The organism is Photorhabdus caribbeanensis (genome assembly GCF_018448885.1).
GTDB lineage: Bacteria > Pseudomonadota > Gammaproteobacteria > Enterobacterales > Enterobacteriaceae > Photorhabdus > Photorhabdus caribbeanensis.
This window is the reverse complement of the sequence record NZ_RCWB01000011.1, coordinates 92,026-110,505: the sequence shown is the minus strand read 5'-3', so window position 1 is coordinate 110,505 and position 18,480 is coordinate 92,026. Positions and strand designations below refer to the sequence as shown.

The 18,480-nt window shown below is 44.0% G+C and carries 16 protein-coding genes, 1 tRNA gene and 3 pseudogenes; 11 read left to right on the top strand and 9 right to left on the bottom strand.

Annotated elements, in window-relative coordinates; all coding sequences use genetic code 11:
- Window positions 1–66: 66 nt before the first annotated feature.
- Window positions 67–222, top strand: a pseudogene (locus EAE90_RS24660) (hypothetical protein); the annotation flags it as partial.
- Window positions 223–252: 30 nt separating this feature from the next.
- Window positions 253–432 (top strand): annotated as a pseudogene (locus EAE90_RS09975) (hypothetical protein); the annotation flags it as partial.
- Here the strand turns inward: EAE90_RS09975 and EAE90_RS23785 are convergent.
- The 6 genes and pseudogenes from EAE90_RS23785 to aspA all read right to left on the bottom strand — a co-directional run.
- Window positions 427–801 (bottom strand): annotated as a pseudogene (locus tag EAE90_RS23785) (Arm DNA-binding domain-containing protein); the annotation flags it as partial. The pseudogenes EAE90_RS09975 and EAE90_RS23785 sit on opposite strands and share 6 nt — an antisense overlap.
- Window positions 802–964: 163 nt before the next feature.
- Window positions 965–1,040: transfer RNA gene (locus EAE90_RS09965), tRNA-Phe, on the bottom strand.
- A 128-nt stretch (window positions 1,041–1,168) separates the two neighbouring features.
- Window positions 1,169–1,741 (bottom strand): division control transcriptional repressor DicD, encoded by a 573-nt coding sequence (dicD, locus tag EAE90_RS09960; RefSeq protein WP_214053358.1) that lies wholly within the window; start codon window positions 1,739–1,741, stop codon window positions 1,169–1,171.
- Window positions 1,742–1,758: 17 nt separating this feature from the next.
- The gene (locus EAE90_RS09955) at window positions 1,759–3,486 is read right to left on the bottom strand and encodes a protein-disulfide reductase DsbD (RefSeq protein ID WP_214053357.1); all 1,728 of its coding nucleotides are present in this window, start codon (window positions 3,484–3,486) and stop codon (window positions 1,759–1,761) included.
- Window positions 3,487–3,670: 184 nt separating this feature from the next.
- Window positions 3,671–4,972, bottom strand: coding sequence for an anaerobic C4-dicarboxylate transporter (locus EAE90_RS09950; RefSeq protein ID WP_214053356.1), 1,302 nt, complete (start codon window positions 4,970–4,972; stop codon window positions 3,671–3,673).
- Between the two features lie 140 nt (window positions 4,973–5,112).
- A complete protein-coding gene (aspA, locus tag EAE90_RS09945) occupies window positions 5,113–6,537 on the bottom strand; it encodes an aspartate ammonia-lyase (protein WP_214053355.1) in 1,425 nt (474 codons plus the stop codon).
- A 376-nt stretch (window positions 6,538–6,913) separates the two neighbouring features.
- Between aspA and EAE90_RS09940 the strand changes: the two genes are divergently transcribed.
- The 7 genes from EAE90_RS09940 to EAE90_RS09910 all read left to right on the top strand — a co-directional run bounded on the left by EAE90_RS09940 (window position 6,914) and on the right by EAE90_RS09910 (window position 15,299).
- Entirely contained in the window at window positions 6,914–7,402 is a 489-nt protein-coding gene (locus EAE90_RS09940) for an FxsA family protein (RefSeq protein ID WP_214053354.1), read from the top strand.
- Between the two features lie 196 nt (window positions 7,403–7,598).
- Window positions 7,599–7,892, top strand: a complete 294-nt coding sequence (locus tag EAE90_RS09935) for a co-chaperone GroES (protein WP_036809429.1) — start codon at window positions 7,599–7,601, stop codon at window positions 7,890–7,892.
- Between the two features lie 49 nt (window positions 7,893–7,941).
- The gene (gene groL, locus EAE90_RS09930) at window positions 7,942–9,588 is read left to right on the top strand and encodes a chaperonin GroEL (protein ID WP_214053353.1); all 1,647 of its coding nucleotides are present in this window, start codon (window positions 7,942–7,944) and stop codon (window positions 9,586–9,588) included.
- 1,015 nt (window positions 9,589–10,603) lie between these two features.
- Window positions 10,604–12,280: a group II intron reverse transcriptase/maturase gene (gene ltrA, locus EAE90_RS09925; RefSeq protein WP_214053352.1), complete on the top strand. Its 1,677-nt coding sequence runs from the start codon at window positions 10,604–10,606 to the stop codon at window positions 12,278–12,280.
- A gap of 100 nt (window positions 12,281–12,380) precedes the next feature.
- Window positions 12,381–12,671, top strand: coding sequence for a hypothetical protein (locus EAE90_RS09920; protein WP_214053351.1), 291 nt, complete (start codon window positions 12,381–12,383; stop codon window positions 12,669–12,671).
- Window positions 12,672–13,476: 805 nt separating this feature from the next.
- The gene (locus EAE90_RS09915) at window positions 13,477–14,361 is read left to right on the top strand and encodes a LysR family transcriptional regulator (RefSeq protein WP_246550564.1); all 885 of its coding nucleotides are present in this window, start codon (window positions 13,477–13,479) and stop codon (window positions 14,359–14,361) included.
- A 596-nt stretch (window positions 14,362–14,957) separates the two neighbouring features.
- Window positions 14,958–15,299, top strand: coding sequence for a DUF4156 domain-containing protein (locus EAE90_RS09910; RefSeq protein ID WP_214053349.1), 342 nt, complete (start codon window positions 14,958–14,960; stop codon window positions 15,297–15,299).
- A gap of 62 nt (window positions 15,300–15,361) precedes the next feature.
- Here EAE90_RS09910 and epmB read toward each other — a convergent pair whose 3' ends face one another.
- Entirely contained in the window at window positions 15,362–16,390 is a 1,029-nt protein-coding gene (gene epmB, locus EAE90_RS09905) for an EF-P beta-lysylation protein EpmB (protein ID WP_214053348.1), read from the bottom strand.
- Window positions 16,391–16,428: 38 nt separating this feature from the next.
- Here epmB and efp point away from each other — a divergent pair, with 38 nt between their 5' ends.
- Both efp and sugE read left to right on the top strand, forming a co-directional pair.
- Window positions 16,429–16,995, top strand: a complete 567-nt coding sequence (gene efp, locus EAE90_RS09900; protein ID WP_036776062.1) for an elongation factor P — start codon at window positions 16,429–16,431, stop codon at window positions 16,993–16,995.
- A 239-nt stretch (window positions 16,996–17,234) separates the two neighbouring features.
- The gene (gene sugE / locus EAE90_RS09895; RefSeq protein WP_036776061.1) at window positions 17,235–17,549 is read left to right on the top strand and encodes a quaternary ammonium compound efflux SMR transporter SugE; all 315 of its coding nucleotides are present in this window, start codon (window positions 17,235–17,237) and stop codon (window positions 17,547–17,549) included.
- Window positions 17,550–17,704: 155 nt separating this feature from the next.
- Here sugE and frdD read toward each other — a convergent pair whose 3' ends face one another.
- Together frdD and frdC are read right to left on the bottom strand one after the other, a co-directional pair.
- Window positions 17,705–18,058 (bottom strand): fumarate reductase subunit FrdD, encoded by a 354-nt coding sequence (frdD, locus tag EAE90_RS09890; protein WP_214053347.1) that lies wholly within the window; start codon window positions 18,056–18,058, stop codon window positions 17,705–17,707.
- Between the two features lie 16 nt (window positions 18,059–18,074).
- On the bottom strand, window positions 18,075–18,467 hold the full coding sequence (gene frdC / locus EAE90_RS09885) for a fumarate reductase subunit FrdC (protein ID WP_214053346.1): 393 nt from the start codon (window positions 18,465–18,467) through the stop codon (window positions 18,075–18,077).
- Window positions 18,468–18,480 lie beyond the last annotated feature (13 nt).

Sequence of the window (18,480 nt, the reverse complement as noted above, 5' to 3'; positions counted from 1 at the left end):
TGCTAATCGCGGTGCAAATTCAGGTGCCGGGATTGGTCTCCTGAAGATATTCCTTACTGGCGACATATGACGCGCTTTGCGTCTTTTTTATGTCGTTCATCCGGCTACATCTCAATGGTGGGCCGGGCGGAGGCGTCGCAAGACGCGCCGGTGTCCAGTAAGGCCGGTAAGACCAACTCTGTCCGGTTCCACCACCGCAAAATTGGTCTCTTCGGTGGTGGTTCAATTAATCACTTACTGGAGGCTGCCACTATGGCTACGATCCCTACTCAAACACACCCGTTACTTGCTATTCCCTTCAATGCCGCCACGGACTTCACCGTCCTTGCCGATCACTGCGAAAACTTCGCCGAAACCCTGATTGAAAGTAAAGATATAGCGTTAAAAATGGCGCTCTGCGGCAGGATCAATGCCTGTTTGACGCTGCTCCAGCGAGCGCAGGATCTTCGCCGTGTGATGCTCCGTCCAGCGGATATTTCCCGCCAGCCACTTACGGGCGACCTCTTCAAAGGTATTACCGCTTTTCTTCGCCTGCTTCTCCTGCTACTTTTTCACCCCCGGATTGTCGCCCGCGCTGAGTACGGCGCGAGCTTCTTCACGCAGCTTACGCGCATTCGCCAGCGTAACGGTCGGGTAAGCGCCAAACGCCAGCTTCTTCTCCTTGCCGCCAAAGCGGTACTTGAGTTGCCAGAGTTTAGAACCGTTGGGTTTAATCAGCAGGTACAGACCCTGCGCATCGCTGAGTTTGTAGGGTTTATCGAGCGGCTTGGCGTTACGGATGGCGGTATCGGTGAGTCGCATGGCGGGGGCTCCAGAGTTTATCGAACCAACAGGCCCCCAATTAAGCCCCAAAAACTCTGAATGTCAAAAACCCTGGAAGTATCTATATGATGCTCCAGGCTCTTTGCAACTTACTGATTTTTTAACGTTTCAGGACGTATAGGAGCGCCATGAAACTAAACTTTGGTGCCCGGAGGCGGAATCGAACCACCGACACGAGGATTTTCAATCCTCTGCTCTACCGACTGAGCTATCCGGGCAACGGGGCGCATTAAACCGTATTCAGCCTAAGTCGTCAATGCCTTTCTGATAAAAAATGATAAAAGTTGATTGTTTGCTTTCTTTTTGCCCGGAATTTGTGTGGTTGTTCATCTTAGGCTGATTTTTGTTAACTTAATGCGCCATTTTTGCGACATAAGGCAATAGCTAAAACATCTTCTGCCAGCAGTTTTGCCGTAGCGATGTCAGCAATATCCCGTTTGACCAGTAGCTTACTCAGGCAACCTTCCAGAATCAGTTCCATCTGTTTAGCAACGAGTTCGCAATCTTCAATATCTAGTTGATGTAGTAGCTCGGTGGTGTAACGGGAAGAACTCTGTTTTTGTAATTCAGCTAATTGATGAATAGGGTGGTCAGATTCAGGAAATTCGCTACAGGCCGCGATAAATAGGCAACCTGGGTAGCGTTTCCCTTTTACTTTTTCATCAAGGGCTGCATAACGAGCGAGTAGCTTCTGTTCGGGTGTCAGATTTTCATCCAGTAATGTTTGTCGCTGCCAGACTTCAATCTGTTGGCCGTGATAACGTAGACAGTCATAAAGCAGTGCTTCCCGATCAGGCCAGAATTGTTTGAGATATTCGATATCCATGTTAAGCGAGCCAAAAAGTATCTCAGTTGTGATGGATAAGCCATGTTGTTCCAGTAAGTTTAAGGCATGGCTAAGAACTTGTTCTCGTTGCACGGTGTTTTCCTTCTGAATCATTTTGGCAGATGTTGCAAATGCTCGTTAAAGCGGGTTGCATCCATAAAACCATTTATCCGTGAATCGGGGATCTCTTTTCCCTGAGAATCAAAAAACAGAATAGTCGGTAATCCCCGAACGTTCAGTTTTTCTAACAGCTGTTTCTGTTGCGGGCTGTTATTGGTGACATTGGCCTGTAACAGTAAGGTATCCCGCAGTTGTGACTGAACTTGTGGATCGCTGAAAGTGTATTTTTCAAATTCTTTACAAGCGGTACACCAGTCAGCATAGAAATCAAGCATAATGGTTTTATGGCTGTTTTGTGTCATTATTTGTTCTAATTCCTGCCAGTTATTTATCTGGCGGAAGTTGAGGCTGTGTTGCGACTGTTGGGTAACTGTTGTACCCCAAAACCAATCCTGTAACGGACGGGTAGCTATCAGCATCAGAATTAACAATATCAGTTGTAAGACTCGTACCCAACCGTTTTGGCTTCTAATCGTCAGAGCAAATCCCCATCCTAGGAAACTGACGGCCAGCAGGCTCCATAATCGTATTCCCCAGCTATCACCGATAACTCTTTCCAGCAGGAAAACGGGTAACGCGAGGATAATGAAGCCAAACGCTTCTTTAACATACTGCATCCAAGGCCCACTGCGTGGCAGGAGTTTATGACCAAATAGGGTGACGGCAATGAGCGGCAACCCCATTCCCAAAGCGTAAAGATAAAGGGTTAGGCCACCTGCCACGGTATTACCACTTTGAGCAATGTAGAGCAAAATAGCGCTTAAAGGCGCGGTAGTACAAGGGGAACAAATTAATCCCGCTAACGCACCCATAGCGAATACACCGAAAAGCGAACCGCTTTTTTGCTGGTTACTCCAGTTGACTAAGCGCGTCTGAACAGTGGAAGGCAGTTGCAGAGAATAAAGGCCGAACATCGACAGTGACAGCAGAATAAACAATATTGATATGCCAATCAGCACATATGGATGTTGCAGTGCGGCCTGAAATTGTAGGCCCGCAGCCGCTACAATCAATCCAAGTAGTGTGTAGGTGATTGCCATGCCTTGAACATAGCTTAGCGCTAACCAAAATATCTGTTTTAGGTTCTTAGGGCGTTGGCTGCCAAGAATAATGCTGGAAATCAATGGGTACATCGGTAGTACACAAGGTGTGAAGGCGATACCGATGCCAATCAGAATTGCCCAGAGTGGTGAGAAGGGTAAATGTTGTTGATCATTGGATGTGCTTTCTGGTGTTTTCTGAACAGGTTCAGTCGGTGTTGCGTCAGTTGTTTTTGCTGGGATAACTGCACTCAATGGAACAAGGCGGGTTTCAGGTGGATAGCAATATCCTGCGGCGGCACAGCCTTGATAAGTGACAACGATATTGGAATTGTTGTTCGCCTCTGTAACAGGAACATTGACTATGAGTTGTTGGAAATAAACTTCAGTTTCACCAAAGAACTCATCTCGATGAGCTGTACCTTGTGGCAACGTGATTTTACCCAGTGTGGCCTGTTGCGGCTCAATATGAAGTTGTTTGCGATAAAGGTAATAACCCGGTTTGATCTGCCAGTCTAACGTCAATTTGTCGCCTTTTTGCTGAAAATCAAACATGAATGCCTGATCTACTGGCAAATATGGATTTTGCCCCGGTTGTTCAAACAGCGCGTTCGCTGCTATTGGGGTAAAGAGAGTGCTGCAAAGCAGCAAAAATAGCATCAGAGTACGTTTAATCATAAAGATAATGATCGCTAATTAAATGAAATAGATTCAGCACTATAACCGAAGGCTGTCAGACCAGAAAGTGTTCTGATTAATATTAAAACAGTTATCGAAGGTTTTCAGAGAAAATATATTGTTTAGGAGAGGGGAGTCAGGGGCGATATACGCCCCTGGATTAAGTGGTTATTGGCAGCCGGAATTAGAAGATCATACTGCCGAATAGGAAACCGAAGGCAACAGCTAGAGCAACTCCAATGGTGCCAGGGATAAAGAATGGATGATTAAATACAAAACGGCCGATACGGGTAGTACCGGTGTCATCCATCTGAACTGCGGCAACTAAGGTCGGATAAGTAGGCAGAATAAACAACCCAGAAACCGCGGAGAAAGAGGCGATGGCTGTCAATGGTGTGACGTTCAGAGCCAAAGCCATCGGCATCAATGCTTTTGCAGTTGCCGCCTGAGAATAAAGTAGGGCGGAACAGAAGAAGAAAATAATCGCTAGCAACCAAGGTTGAGAGTGAATTAAGTCTCCGGCAGTGCCTTTAATCCAATCCATGTTCGCCTGTACAAAAGTATCGCCTAGCCATGCAACACCTAGAATACAGATACATGCGCTCATACCCGCTTTAAAGGTACTGGAGTTCAGAATAGCGTCAGTATCAACTGAACAGAACGTCGTCGTGATAGTTGCGATACTCAACATAATGATCAGAATGGCGTGAGTGGTGTTCATCAGGGGTTCTTCAACCAGACCGATGCTTGGGCTATTGACGATAGCGTAAATAACAACACCGATAACTCCTGACAGGAATAACAGAACGGAAGCTTTAGCCTTTGGTTTAACTTCAATTTGTTTGCTGCCACGCAGAGTTACCAGGTTGTCTTCCAGACGTTTTAAGTAAACGGGATCATCAGATAACTTGGAATTGAATGCCCAGGAGATGATGACAGACATCAGAACGATAGCGGCGAAAGTGGATGGTAGTAGCACCATTAACAGATGGATATAGCTGACGCCGTGGCCTTCCATCAGAGAAGACATATAAACGACCGCCGCAGAAATGGGTGAGGCGGTGATGCCAATTTGGGCCGCTACAACCGCTGTGGAAAGTGGACGGCATGGCTTAATGCCTTGCTCTTTCGCAACTTCAGTAATAACAGGCAGGGCTGACAGAGAGATGTTACCTGTACCTGCAAATAGTGTCAGGAAATAGGTAACAATAGGTGCGAGTATCGTGATGTATTTTGGATTTTTACGCAGCAGTTTTTCAGTTTGCTGAACCAAATAATCCAGACCACCGGCAACCTGCATTGCAGAGATAGCGGCGATAACTGCCATAATGATAGAAATAACATCGAATGGAATATGCCCTGGTTTAACGCCAATTACAGCCAGCACTAGAACGCCAAGACCACCGGCAAATCCAATGCCAATTCCCCCTAATCTTGCACCCAGGAAGATGGCCAGCAGAACGATGATCAATTCTACGGCTAACATAATAGTGACTCCTTGAAATAATTAAAAATTTGAAAATTTTAGGTTAATACTTTGTGCATGTAGGGAAGTAAAAAGGCACGCTATCCAGTTGGAGTTGCGTGCCTTATTGCTAAGAGCTATTTTTTATTATATTCAATAACTTAATCGTCAAAACGTTTTGCCTTATAAGATGGGCATTTTAGGTTCTCTACAGAGAAAATGTCATCCAATTGAGATTCGGTCAGTAAGCCTCGTTCCAGCACGACTTCACGAACACTCTTACCCGTTTCGGCACAAATCTTACCAACGATATCACCATTGTGATGACCTATGAATGGGTTCAGATAGGTGACAATACCGATCGAGTTGAATACGAAGCTTTCGCAAACTTCTTTGTTAGCTGTGATGCCATTAATGCATTTTTCTACCAGGTTGCAGCAAGCGTTGCTTAGCAGGGAGATAGATTCAAACATAGCCTGACCGATAGCAGGTTCCATTACATTGAGCTGTAACTGGCCTGCTTCGGATGCCATAGTAACACAAATATCGTTACCAATAACTTTGAAGCAAACCTGATTTACAACTTCTGGAATAACCGGGTTCACTTTTGCCGGCATAATAGAAGAGCCTGCCTGTAATTCTGGTAGGTTGATTTCATTCAGGCCAGCACGAGGGCCAGAAGAAAGCAAACGCAAGTCATTACAGATCTTAGACAGTTTGACAGCCAGGCGCTTCAGAGCACCGTGGACCATAACATAAGCTCCACAGTCAGAGGTTGCTTCAATCAGGTCTTCGGCTGGTATACAAGGTAGACCTGAAACTTCAGCCAGTTTTTCAACTGCCAATTTCTGATAACCTGGTGCTGTATTCAAGCCGGTACCGATAGCGGTAGCACCAAGGTTAACTTCCAGCAGTAGTTCAGAGGTTCGGTTTAGGTTTTTAACTTCCTCTTTCAATAGGATAGAGAATGCGTTGAATTCCTGCCCCAGTGTCATAGGAACAGCATCTTGTAACTGGGTACGACCCATTTTTAGAATGTCGCTGAATTCTTTGGTTTTTTTATCGAAGCCTGCAATTAACAGTTCAATAGACTCGATCAGTTTCAGGATGGAGTTATAAACTGCAATACGGAAACCGGTGGGGTAGGCATCGTTAGTTGACTGGCTTTTGTTCAAATGGTCATTGGGATTCAGGTACTCATATTCGCCTTTCTTATGGCCTAACAGTTCCAGACCAATGTTTGCCAGAACTTCATTGGTATTCATGTTGAGTGAAGTACCGGCGCCGCCCTGAAACACATCGACCGGAAATTGATCCATGCATTTGCCGGTATAGAGCACTTCGTCACATGCTTTGATGATGATGTCTGCAATTTTTTTAGGAATAGTTTGCAGTTCTTTGTTAGCTAAGGCTGCGGCTTTTTTTACCATCACCATGCCACGGATAAATTCGGGTACATCATTAATGGTGTTGTTACTGATATGGAAGTTTTCAATCGCACGTAAGGTGTGAATACCATAATAGGCTTCAGCAGGGACTTCTCGTTTACCTAACAGGTCTTCTTCGATACGAATGTTGTTTGACATGAGAACCTTCTTATTAGATGACGTTTTTACTGTCTAATTATGCGTTTATTAAATCATTATGTTGCCAACAGCAATAGATATGATATGAACTTTTTATCACCGGATTGCCGGCGTGATCATATGCTGGTTAGCAATAAATGCATTGAATCTGGATCACTTTATAGTGGTATTTGTTTAGTTTGATTTGATATATGTGATATTTATCACAATTGCATGTCTGATTAGCAAAATTTACAGAGGATTGAAAACGATAACTGTGACCCCAATTATATCTTTAATAAACTAAAAAACATTAATTTGGTTGTCCCTTGGATTTTGTTGATATGATTTATTCAGGATACAACCCGTTCATCCAAATCAATTGAAGGAGCACCAAGTGCGTTGGTTGCCATTTATCCTGATATTTTTGCTTGTCTACATAGAGTCAACCTTATTTGTGCGTGTTGCCTCCGAACTAGGTGTGCTGTTAACTCTGTTACTGGTGCTGTTTACTTCTTGTGTCGGTATCTCTTTGGTTCGCAGTCAGGGCATAAAGAATTTTCTCCAGATCCAGCAGAAGCTGGTTAATGGTGAGAGCCCGGCGGCAGAAATGATAAAAAGCGTCTCTCTTTTGCTGGCGGGTTTCCTGTTGCTCGTTCCCGGCTTTTTTACGGATTTCCTTGGATTGCTGTTGTTACTGCCAGTGGTTCAAAAAACATTAGTGATGAAACTGATGCCGCATATCAATTTCTATCGTCCTCAAAATAGCGGTGGGTTTAGACGGGATAGTAATACTTTCGAGGGTGAATATGAGCGTAAACAGGATGACCCCTCCCGTACGTTGAAAGATAGTAAACCCGATGATGACGAACATAAGCCTCATTGATAAGCGGCATTTTCTGAATGTCTGGTTTAATCATCGGTTTTTTTCTGTGGGCAAGAAAAAAGTAAAATATTTTTTTGCCTGCCCTTGAAGTATCATAAATAAGTCCCCACTTAATTTATCATGATACTGGTTTAATGAGAGCATGCTGGTATCAATCCTCTTACCTGATATGGACTTTCTTATAGGAGAGCTATCAATGAATATTCGTCCATTGCATGATCGTGTAATCGTCAAGCGTAAAGAAGTTGAATCAAAATCTGCTGGCGGTATTGTGCTGACTGGCACTGCTGCGGGTAAATCCACTCGTGGCGAAGTTCTGGCTGTGGGCAATGGCCGCATCCTTGAAAACGGTGATGTAAAAGCACTGTGTGTGAAAGTTGGAGATATCGTTATTTTTAACGATGGTTACGGTGTTAAGTCAGAGAAGATCGACAACGAAGAAGTGTTGATCATGTCTGAAAGCGACATTCTGGCAATTGTTGAAGCGTAATTGTTGCGCTTAGATCTTCTTAACTGAACGAATTTAAAGGAAAGAAACAATGGCAGCTAAAGACGTAAAATTTGGTAGCGACGCTCGCGTTAAGATGCTACGTGGTGTGAATATTCTTGCTGATGCAGTAAAAGTAACCTTGGGCCCTAAAGGCCGTAACGTTGTGCTGGATAAATCTTTCGGCGCTCCTTCAATCACTAAAGACGGTGTTTCCGTAGCTCGTGAAATTGAACTGGAAGACAAGTTCGAAAACATGGGTGCTCAGATGGTGAAAGAAGTTGCCTCTAAAGCGAATGATGCTGCGGGCGACGGTACAACAACAGCAACTGTATTGGCTCAGTCTATTGTTACTGAAGGTCTGAAAGCCGTAGCCGCCGGTATGAACCCAATGGATCTGAAACGCGGTATTGACAAAGCCGTGGTTGCAGCAGTGGCAGAACTGAAAAAGCTGTCCGTACCTTGCTCAGATTCCACCTCTATTGCTCAGGTAGGTACTATCTCCGCGAATTCCGACGAAACTGTGGGTAAATTGATCGCAGAAGCGATGGATAAAGTCGGTAAAGAAGGTGTAATCACCGTTGAAGAAGGTACTGGCCTGGAAGACGAGCTGGATGTCGTTGAAGGTATGCAGTTTGACCGTGGTTACCTCTCTCCTTATTTCATCAACAAACCAGAAAACGGTTCTGTTGAATTAGAAAACCCATATATTCTTCTGGTAGATAAAAAAATCTCCAACATCCGTGAGCTGTTGCCAGTTCTGGAAGGTGTAGCTAAGGCAAGCAAGCCTTTGCTGATTGTTGCTGAAGATGTTGAAGGTGAAGCACTGGCTACTCTGGTTGTTAACACCATGCGTGGCATCGTCAAAGTTGCTGCGGTTAAAGCGCCTGGCTTCGGCGACCGCCGTAAAGCTATGCTGCAAGATATCGCTGTCTTGACTAACGGTAATGTTATTTCTGAAGAGATTGGCCTGGAGTTGGAAAAAGCAACTCTGGAAGATCTGGGTCAGGCAAAACGTATTGTTATCAACAAAGATACCACCACCATCATTGATGGCGTTGGTGAAGAAGCTGCAATTGCAGGCCGTGTTTCTCAGATCAATCAGCAGATCAAAGAGTCCACTTCTGATTATGACCGTGAAAAACTGCAAGAGCGCGTAGCTAAATTAGCTGGCGGTGTTGCTGTTATTAAAGTTGGTGCTGCAACAGAAGTTGAAATGAAAGAAAAACGTGCTCGCGTTGACGATGCTCTGCATGCAACTCGCGCAGCGGTAGAAGAAGGCGTGGTAGCTGGTGGTGGTGTTGCACTGGTTCGCGTTGCAGCAGCTATTGCTGGTCTGAAAGGCGATAACGAAGATCAAAACGTAGGTATCCGTGTTGCAATGCGCGCGATGGAAGCTCCTTTGCGTCAGATCGTTGACAACGCAGGTGAAGAGCCGTCTGTTATCGCAAACAGCGTGAAAGCAGGTGAAGGTAACTACGGTTATAACGCAACGACTGAACAGTATGGCGATATGATCGCAATGGGTATTCTGGATCCAACCAAAGTAACCCGTTCTGCACTGCAATTTGCAGCATCTATCGCTGGCCTGATGATCACTACTGAATGTATGATCACTGATCTGCCTAAAGACGATAAAGCTGATTTAGGTGCCGCAGGTGGTATGGGTGGCATGGGCGGTATGGGCGGCATGATGTAGTGCGACGAGAGTCGCGTAGGTAGCTAGCCGAGCGGGCTACGTCCGTAGTGACCACTAACTTTTATAGTGGTGGTCGCTAACCAACCCGCCGAAATAGCATTTGATAAAACCCGATATTCGGGCTTGTTTCCAGGCCCGAATATCGGTCTCCGTATGGAGTCCGATTTCAGGTATGGGCGCAAGCCTGTATCCCCGCGAAAGCGAATGATACACGTTGAAGCAACTTCCTCTGGCTGTTGTGATGTAACGAAAATATCCTTTTCTATCAAAGCGTAAGCACCTACCGGTGTGAAGCTGTGCTAATGATTGTCTGGTCGTAATGATATTACATTTACAGAAGCAGACCTGTTATGCAACTAACAGTAGCCTAGGGACAGTGCGTCACCAGTAATGGTGGGGTGCCAAGCGTCCTGACAATGTACTCCCTGAATTTCAGGTATTGTTCTGCCGTGAGGTAAGCAATGGATTTCACCAGTAGCAGGTGAATGAGAGGCTAGGCTGGGTCATAAGGTTAACGTTAAGTGAACTGCTAAAAAGCACCGTCAGCCGCAAGCAGCATAAGCTACTGACATGCTGTGACCAAAAGGTACAAGGTCGGTTATTCCTCTTACATCTGGGAATACGTTGTCATCAGACCTTCGGTGTATTGGCAGAACCTACGTGATCCGTGTCATTAGTACGGAACTCGGTAAGCCCGTATTTTTGCCCTTGTGGCAGGTAAGTCGTAAGACTAGCTGTTAAAAGTGCGGGTAAAGGAGGTTGGAGAAAGCGAATGCCATTCTGTAATGGGGTGGATAAGGGGTTAAAGGTTCCTCTACCGGAAACGGGGCAGACTTCCGACTGGTCTTTAATCGTGTGAAGGCTTGTAAAGCGTTCTAAAGTACATAAGAAACTAGGTGAAGTGGATTACCACTCACCTGACCCCTGCGGGAGCAGATAACTCTCCCGTAAGGGGGATGATCTATCTGCCTCTCGTCAGGGATTCTTTTCCTAATATACTGAGGAGAGTAGCAAGATGAGTACCAAAGTTAACGTACCTGCATTCTCCAACCGAGCGCAAAGCTGGCATACCATTAATTGGTATCAAGTAACGCGACAGGTTAAGGAGCTACAGGTACGGATCGCGAAGGCGACGAAAGAGCAGCGTTGGCATAAGGTTAAAACTTTACAACGAATGCTGACTCGCTCGTTTGCTGCCAAAGTATTGGCAGTCAGACGAGTCACTGAAAACCGAGGCAAGAAAACGGCTGGTGTTGATGGGGAGTTGTGGAATACACCTGAAACCAAATGGCAGGCAATAGAGCGACTGAAACGGACAGGTTATAAACCTAAGCCATTACGTCGAGTTTATATTCCTAAAGCCAATGGTAAGTTACGCCCTCTGGGCATACCTACCATGCTGGATCGTGCAATGCAGGCACTCTATTTATTGGCTCTTGAGCCAGTAGCAGAGACAACCGCAGACCGAAATAGCTATGGTTTCCGTCCCATGCGCTCTACGGCAGATGCGATTGAGCAATGTTTTGTTAATCTCAGTCGAAAAACATCTTCTGAATGGGTCATGGAAGGTGATATCAAGGGGTGTTTTGACAACATTGATCATGAATGGTTACTTGCCAACATTCCGTTGGACAAACAAGTACTCAGGAAATGGTTAAAATCGGGATTCATGGAGTCCAACCGTCTGTTTCCGACCGAGGCAGGAACCCCACAAGGGGGAATTATTTCGCCAGTGCTGGCTAATATGGCGCTGGATGGACTGGAAAAGGTACTCGAAACCCATTTTGGGAAGAAAAATACCAAAGCCAGTTATAAAACCAAGGTCAATTATGTGCGCTATGCAGATGACTTCATTATTACAGGTATCTCGAAAGAGTTGCTTGAAAAGGAAGTCAAACCCTTAGTTGAGGCCTTTATGGCGGAGCGAGGGTTGCAATTATCTCCAGAGAAAACGGTGATCACGCATATTGCAGATGGATTCGATTTTTTGGGGCAGAACTTACGCAAGTATCACGGCAAGATGTTAATCAAGCCAAGTAAGAAGAACTTGCGAAATCATCTCCAGAAACTTCGAGGCATAGTCAGAGGTAATTTGATGGTCAGGCAAGACGTATTGATTCGTTTGCTCAATCCGGTATTACGTGGATGGGCAAATTATCATCGTCATGTCGTGGCTAAAGAAACATTTGGCTATGTGGATTATCGTGTCTGGAAGCTCCTTTGGCGCTGGTGCTGTCGTAAGCATCAGAATCGCAACAAACGTTGGGTGAAAGATAAGTATTTTCACTCAGTTGACAGCGAACAATGGGTGTTCCAATGTGTTGATACTCAGGGCAAGTTAGCTCGACTGCTCAGAAGTAAAGACATCCCGATTAAGCGGCATATCAAGATAAAATCGGAGGCTAATCTATACGATCGCAATGATGAGTTGTATTTCGAACAGCGCCAGATTAAGCACTGGAAGGAAAACAAACTCTATCTTGGAAAATTGCGAACGATATGGGAACGCCAAAGATATCGGTGCTCGATCTGCGGACAAATGTTTAAGAATGATGAGGATTGGGATATCCATCACATTATTCGAAGAACAGATGGCGGCGGAGATAAAATTGATAACTTGATAATGTTGCATCCTAATTGCCACCGGAGCATTCACCATGGAATGGCACTTTTAACTAAAGTAAATCATTGAATTAACTCTTAGCATGAGGTTGGTTATTGCTATTAAATAGAGTGAATTTAAAACTCTAAGAATACTTAACCAGATTTCTAACTGTTAACGGAGATAATTAATGAGAGTTAAAAACATTAATGGTACTGGTGATAATGCTTGTAGTAAATGTGGCAGCTGGCTGAACCATTGGATAAAGCACACAGGGCAAAATCCTCATGAATGTAGTGTACTTTTTTGTAGTAATTCGGCACAAGTAGGTGCGCATGTCCAAAAAGTTGGTAGTACTGATAGAGGCTGGTATATTGTGCCTTTCTGTCGTGAACATAATGGCAAGCGTAATGAGGAGCTTGAGATAAGAGCAGTAACATTAGTTAGTGCATCAATATCTCAAACTTGTGGTACTCGGTAATAATAAAATCGCCGGTTTATGCATAAGCATAGACTTATAAAGGCTTGAGCCGTATGCGGGGAAACTTGCATGTACGGTTCTTAGGGGGCGGTGGTATAGTAATATACTGCTGCTACCCGACATAGTCGCGTAGGTCGCTAGCCTGGCGGGTTACGTCCGTAGTGACCACTAACTTTTATAGTGGTGGTCGCTAACCAACCCGCCGAAATAGCATTTGATAAAATCCGATATTCGGGCTGAGTTTAAGCCCGGATATCGGTTTCTGTTTTACTCAGTGATTGGTTTATTAGGATAGCTGGAAGACTTTCCCGTCAATCCTGTTTTTGCTGACTTCCTCATAAACGGCACAAGAGTTCTCTTGCTGTGACGTTCTTCTCTTCCATATTCTCTCTGTCAGTGCTATCTAGCGTGTCATGTTCGTGATTTAAAGTTTGTGCAACACCGTCCTTGCCCTTATGACTTTATAAAAGTGACTGGCCCTTTTTATCAGCTTAAAAGGCGACTTGATGTTTCACTATCTTGTTCGTCAACAACATCAATCCCAATGCTGCATCAATAAGCAAAATTTCTTACCTGAATTTCAGATAGGAGTTAACGGCATTCGATCATGTTGATCCGTAGAAATTGACCACAAACACGCAACGGGCTAAGTAATAAAAGTGGTTTGGCATGGGATAAATTCTTAAGCAAAAAAATATTTCCTTAAGTTTAGAAAAAATGAGCATATTAGACTAAAATTCATTTATTCATAGGACTTTGGAAAATAATTCAAATATCTATGCACAAATTTAATCGATCCACAGAAATGGCTGTATTCGTTCAGGTAATTGAGTCGGAAGGTCTCTCTGCTGCTGCTCGCAAGCTCGATATGACGCCATCAGCAGTCAGTAAGCTTATTAATCGACTGGAGATGCGGCTTGGTGTACGGCTGTTGAATAGAACAACACGTAAACTTCAATTAACGGCTGAGGGTTCTGTTTTCTATGAGCGTAGTGTCAGGATTTTGGAGGACATCACAGCCGCAGAACAAGAGGCAAATCAGGGAACAGCACCGCGTGGACGGATACGTGTGAATTGTCATGTTGCGTTTGGAAAACATTGTCTGATGCCTTTATTACCAGATTTCCTGCAACGCTACCCGGAGATCACACTCGACATTTCGCTATGTGACTTGATAGTGGATTTACTCGATGATCGTAGCGATGTAGCAATTCGTACCGGTCCTCCTGTGGACGACTCATGTCTCATGGTGCGTCGGTTGGGGTCAAGTCGAATGGTTGTGGTAGGATCTCCTTCATACCTTGAAAGAGTGGGGATGCCTGCTACGCCTAGCGACTTGGGTTGCTATAATCGACTTGGTTTTGGTTTCACCCGCCATGTGAAAGCTTGGCCTTTCATTGGTTCGGAAGAATGGGTGCAACAATTGCCTTCTGGGAATTTGTTACTTGGTGATGGAGAAACCATGCGTAAAGCTGCGATAGCAGGGCTTGGCTTAGCACGACTGGCCCGTTTCCATGTAAATGCTGATATTCAGGCTGGTTTGTTGCTACCTGTACTTGAGGACTATAATCCTGGCGATAAGGAAGAAATATATGCCGTTTTTGTCGGCACAGGCAGGCAACCTCCATCTCGGGTACGGGTATTTCTCGACTATCTAGCAGAGCACATCCATATTGGTGATGGATGGTGATAATCATAAAATTGGTACCATGAAAATGTTTGATCGAGTGTTATCGTGGTATCAATGGAATATCTGTATTCAAATTGAATTCGTGTTAGAAAGGTATAATTATTTATATATAATAAAATCCACATAAAATTAAGGTGAGTATAATCTCTAAGTCATCTTAATAAGTGGGATTTTTTATGAAGCCTTATTTAACAAATTGGTTAAATATTTACATTATGCTCTTAATATTGTAAATTGATTTTTTAAATTAAGAGAGGTGTGGGTAAATTTATAATCCATATTAATTTTGGTGTTTATAGTATTATGAATGTCCTATCAGATAATTAATATCATGGATAAAAGATTTCTTGGGAGATAACTAATTTGATAATTAATGAGTTACCTTTTTATGGGAAAAGTAACTTATTGAGCTTATTCGTGTTATTTATTCGGTTATTTTCCCTATTTTTTTACTGAATTCATCTTGGTATAAAGGATTTTTGGTCTAAACATTTTACCTTAGGATACTTTTATTAAATTATTTTTTGCGATATTGGTGCACAACAGGGTATATTGATGATTAATTGTCGAATTTACAACAATGAGTGAGGAAAAACATGCGAATTAAAGTTTTGCTCAGCGCTTCAGTGTTGCTACTGTTGGCAGGGTGTACAACCACCAACCAATTAACTTCCGGAGGTTCACAGGTTCGTTTTGTTGACACTAAACCTGGCAGCGAGTGTCAGTTATTAGGTGAAGTGACAGGTACGCAAAGCAATTGGATGACTGGTGTAGGTAATGAAAGCAGCTCAATGCGTGGGGCAGCTAATGATTTACGTAATAAAGCCGCAGTCATGGGGGGAAATGTGATTTATGGAGTCACCAGTCCGAGTGAAAGTCTGTTATCGAGTTTTGCTCCACTGGATAGTAAAATGATTGGTCAGGTCTATAAATGCTAGTAATGGCGTTCAGAATTTGAATGGTATGCCCGGCTGAAAAATATCCGGGCATGAATTTTTTGTTAATTTTGTCTTAATCCCAAATCAAGAGGTGTTTTACTCGGTTCTCCACCGATTTCTCTTGCCAGACGTGGTACTAAATAACCTGAAATTTTTGTCAGCAATTCCCGAATAAGCCCCTTGGCTTCTTCATCACTGACCATGAAGTGGGCTGCTCCTTGTACTTTATCCAGCACGTGAATGTAATAAGGCAGAATACCGGCATCAAACAGAGCATTGCTCAGATCAGCCAGAGTATCAGCATGATTATTGACACCGCGTAATAGCACACTCTGATTTAGTAACGTGACACCTGCTTGTTTCAGCAACATCATGCTATCCCGTAAAGATTGGTCGATCTCATTAGCGTGATTGATATGTGTCACCATAAGCACCTGTAATCTTGATTGTGCCAGCCGATCACAAAGCGTTGTTGTGATCCGGGCAGGAATAACCACAGGCAGACGAGTGTGAATACGCAGTCGTTTGATATGGGAAATCTTTTCCAGATTGCTGATCAACCAATCAAGTTCGTGATCTTTTGCCATTAAAGGATCGCCGCCAGAGAAGATAATCTCATCAAGTTCAGGATGTTGCTGAATATAATCTAACGCTTGCTGCCAATTGCGTTTATTACCTTTGTTATCTTCGTATGGGAAATGACGGCGGAAGCAATAACGGCAATTAACCGCACATCCTCCTTTAACCAACAATAATGCGCGATTACGGTATTTATGTAATAGACCGGGAACCGCACTGCGTTGTTCATCCAGAGGATCGGTAGAAAAACCCGATGTAAGCGTGAATTCTTCTGGTGTCGTTATGACCTGAAGCAACAGCGGGTCATCAGGATCGTTTACTTGCATGCGTGCAACAAAAGCTCTGGGTACCCGAAGTGGAAACAGGCGGCGTGCGTCGTTCCCCTTGCTCAATGTCGGGTGTTCATCTAAAGATAATAATTGTAATAATTCATCAGGATCGGTAATAACATCTGTAAGTTGTTTCAGCCAGTCTTCTCTGATGATGATCTTTGGGGTTATAATGTGCGCCATTTTTTGGCTAAGCCATTTTGTTTAGAAAGAGGATCTCCATGGCTACTTATAGTACCAATGAATTCCGTTCAGGTCTTAAAATCATGTTAGATGGCGAGCCGTGCGCTATTCTTGAAAGTGAATTCGTGAAGCCGGGTAAAGGTCAGGCGTTTGCCCGTGTTCGTATTCGTAAGCTGATTTCCGGTAAACTGCTGGAAAAGACCTTCAAGTCTACTGACTCTGTAGAATCTGCTGACGTGATGGATATGAACCTGACTTACCTGTATAACGATGGTGAGTTTTGGCACTTTATGAATAACGAAACCTTCGAGCAATTAGCTGCTGATGAAAAAGCAGTTGGCGATAATGCGAAATGGTTAGTAGAACAAGCTGAGTGTATCCTGACGTTGTGGAATGGTCAGCCTATCTCTGTGACTCCACCAAACTTTGTTGAATTAGAAATTACTGATACTGATCCAGGTCTGAAAGGTGATACCGCAGGTACGGGTGGTAAACCAGCAACTTTGAGCACTGGTGCGGTAGTTAAAGTACCTCTGTTTGTTCAAATCGGTGAAGTGATTAAAGTGGATACCCGTTCTGGTGAATACGTTTCTCGCGTAAAATAATTACCGACTGTATTCGATAAAAGCCGCAGTTCTGGAAACAGACTGTGGTTTTTCTTTATTGGTGATTATACCGGGGGCATGGCTATTTATCTCTTTTGAACTCACGATATTGTGTTATTGATACTGCAATTTTACACGACTATAATTTATCACTGTTTCTAATGGTTATCCGGGACGACCTGGATATACTGCCGTTTTCTGGGGACGACTCCACAACTATACTATTATGGGGCGTTGATATGTCCTGGTTTGTTCTTGTTATTGCTGGTTTATTCGAAGTCGTCTGGGCGGTTGGCCTGAAGTATACTCATGGTTTCACCCGGTTGATACCGAGCCTTATTACAGCCGGTGCTGTGGCGCTCAGTATGGGGTTGCTTGCTTATGCGATGAAAGGCTTACCAATAGGTACAGCTTATGCGGTGTGGACTGGAATAGGTGCAGTGGGTACCGCCATTTTTGGCATTATAGTGTTCGGTGAATCTGCAAGTTTTGCCCGGATTCTAAGTTTTGTTCTGATTATCGCTGGTATTATCGGCCTGAAATTGTCCAGTTAATATCGAACTGCACTCCAAAGGTTTCACATTTTGGCAGTGCAGCTTCTATATGGGATATTCTTTATCAAGAAATACCGATTTTTTGTAGTAGCTTCATGCCTCTTCTCCAGATGCCGCTGCGTTGCAGAAATAGTGCTCAGCTCGTTGCTATTCAACTACAGAGTAAAAACGCCGATAATCGCGACGACACTCAGGATCGCGGCCAAGCCGTAGAAAATCCATTTACTCGCAGGGATATGAATTTTCAGGTCATGCATACCGTGGTGGATACGGTGTGAACCGCACCATAATGGTAGAATGATCATCAGTAATAGAAATGCACGACCAATAAAGCTTTGGCAGAAAGCCAGAATTCGTGTGTAGCTTAACGCTTCCGGCGCTACTCCCAATGGTAAAAGAATTGCTATCAGTAAAATAATGGCAGGGGCTACAATGGCGCCCCACATACCACCGGCACCAAATAATCCCCAAAAAATCGGTTCATCGGAACGTTTAGGTATTTGATTCATTAGATCCTCCTTGAGGTTAAAGTAAGGCTATACCTAAGATAATCGTGGTGACGATAATAGTGACGGCCCATAGCAGTTTGATTACTGGCTCAGGTCCCATCTTTTCGCCTTTTATCACTACGTTAACTGCCTTCGGCGCTAGCTCAAACCAGGTTTTAGTATGCAGTAGAGCACCTATCAGAGTGATGATATTAATTAGCAGGATGACAGGGTTTTTTAGGAACGTGACAAATGCATCCCAGCTTTGTGCGCCGTCTTTTAGAGCGAATAGGCCGTATATCAGCAAGATACTGAACCACATAGTCGTCACTGCGGTACTTTCACGCAGAATATAGAAGCGGTAAAAGCCCAGTTTCTGCCACCAATTGGGAGCCATGCTGCGGATATAAGGTTTACGTTTAGTCGTCATTACTTTCTTCCTC

Coding starts and splice junctions, on each gene's coding strand:
- EAE90_RS09955 (WP_214053357.1), bottom strand. CDS start 3,486: ATGATTAAACGTACTCTGATGCTATTTTTGCTGCTTTGCAGCACTCTC.
- EAE90_RS09950 (WP_214053356.1), bottom strand. CDS start 4,972: ATGTTAGCCGTAGAATTGATCATCGTTCTGCTGGCCATCTTCCTGGGT.
- aspA (WP_214053355.1), bottom strand. CDS start 6,537: ATGTCAAACAACATTCGTATCGAAGAAGACCTGTTAGGTAAACGAGAA.
- EAE90_RS09935 (WP_036809429.1), top strand. CDS start 7,599: ATGAATATTCGTCCATTGCATGATCGTGTAATCGTCAAGCGTAAAGAA.
- groL (WP_214053353.1), top strand. CDS start 7,942: ATGGCAGCTAAAGACGTAAAATTTGGTAGCGACGCTCGCGTTAAGATG.
- ltrA (WP_214053352.1), top strand. CDS start 10,604: ATGAGTACCAAAGTTAACGTACCTGCATTCTCCAACCGAGCGCAAAGC.
- EAE90_RS09920 (WP_214053351.1), top strand. CDS start 12,381: ATGAGAGTTAAAAACATTAATGGTACTGGTGATAATGCTTGTAGTAAA.
- EAE90_RS09915 (WP_246550564.1), top strand. CDS start 13,477: ATGGCTGTATTCGTTCAGGTAATTGAGTCGGAAGGTCTCTCTGCTGCT.
- EAE90_RS09910 (WP_214053349.1), top strand. CDS start 14,958: ATGCGAATTAAAGTTTTGCTCAGCGCTTCAGTGTTGCTACTGTTGGCA.
- epmB (WP_214053348.1), bottom strand. CDS start 16,390: ATGGCGCACATTATAACCCCAAAGATCATCATCAGAGAAGACTGGCTG.
- efp (WP_036776062.1), top strand. CDS start 16,429: ATGGCTACTTATAGTACCAATGAATTCCGTTCAGGTCTTAAAATCATG.
- sugE (WP_036776061.1), top strand. CDS start 17,235: ATGTCCTGGTTTGTTCTTGTTATTGCTGGTTTATTCGAAGTCGTCTGG.
- frdD (WP_214053347.1), bottom strand. CDS start 18,058: ATGAATCAAATACCTAAACGTTCCGATGAACCGATTTTTTGGGGATTA.
- frdC (WP_214053346.1), bottom strand. CDS start 18,467: ATGACGACTAAACGTAAACCTTATATCCGCAGCATGGCTCCCAATTGG.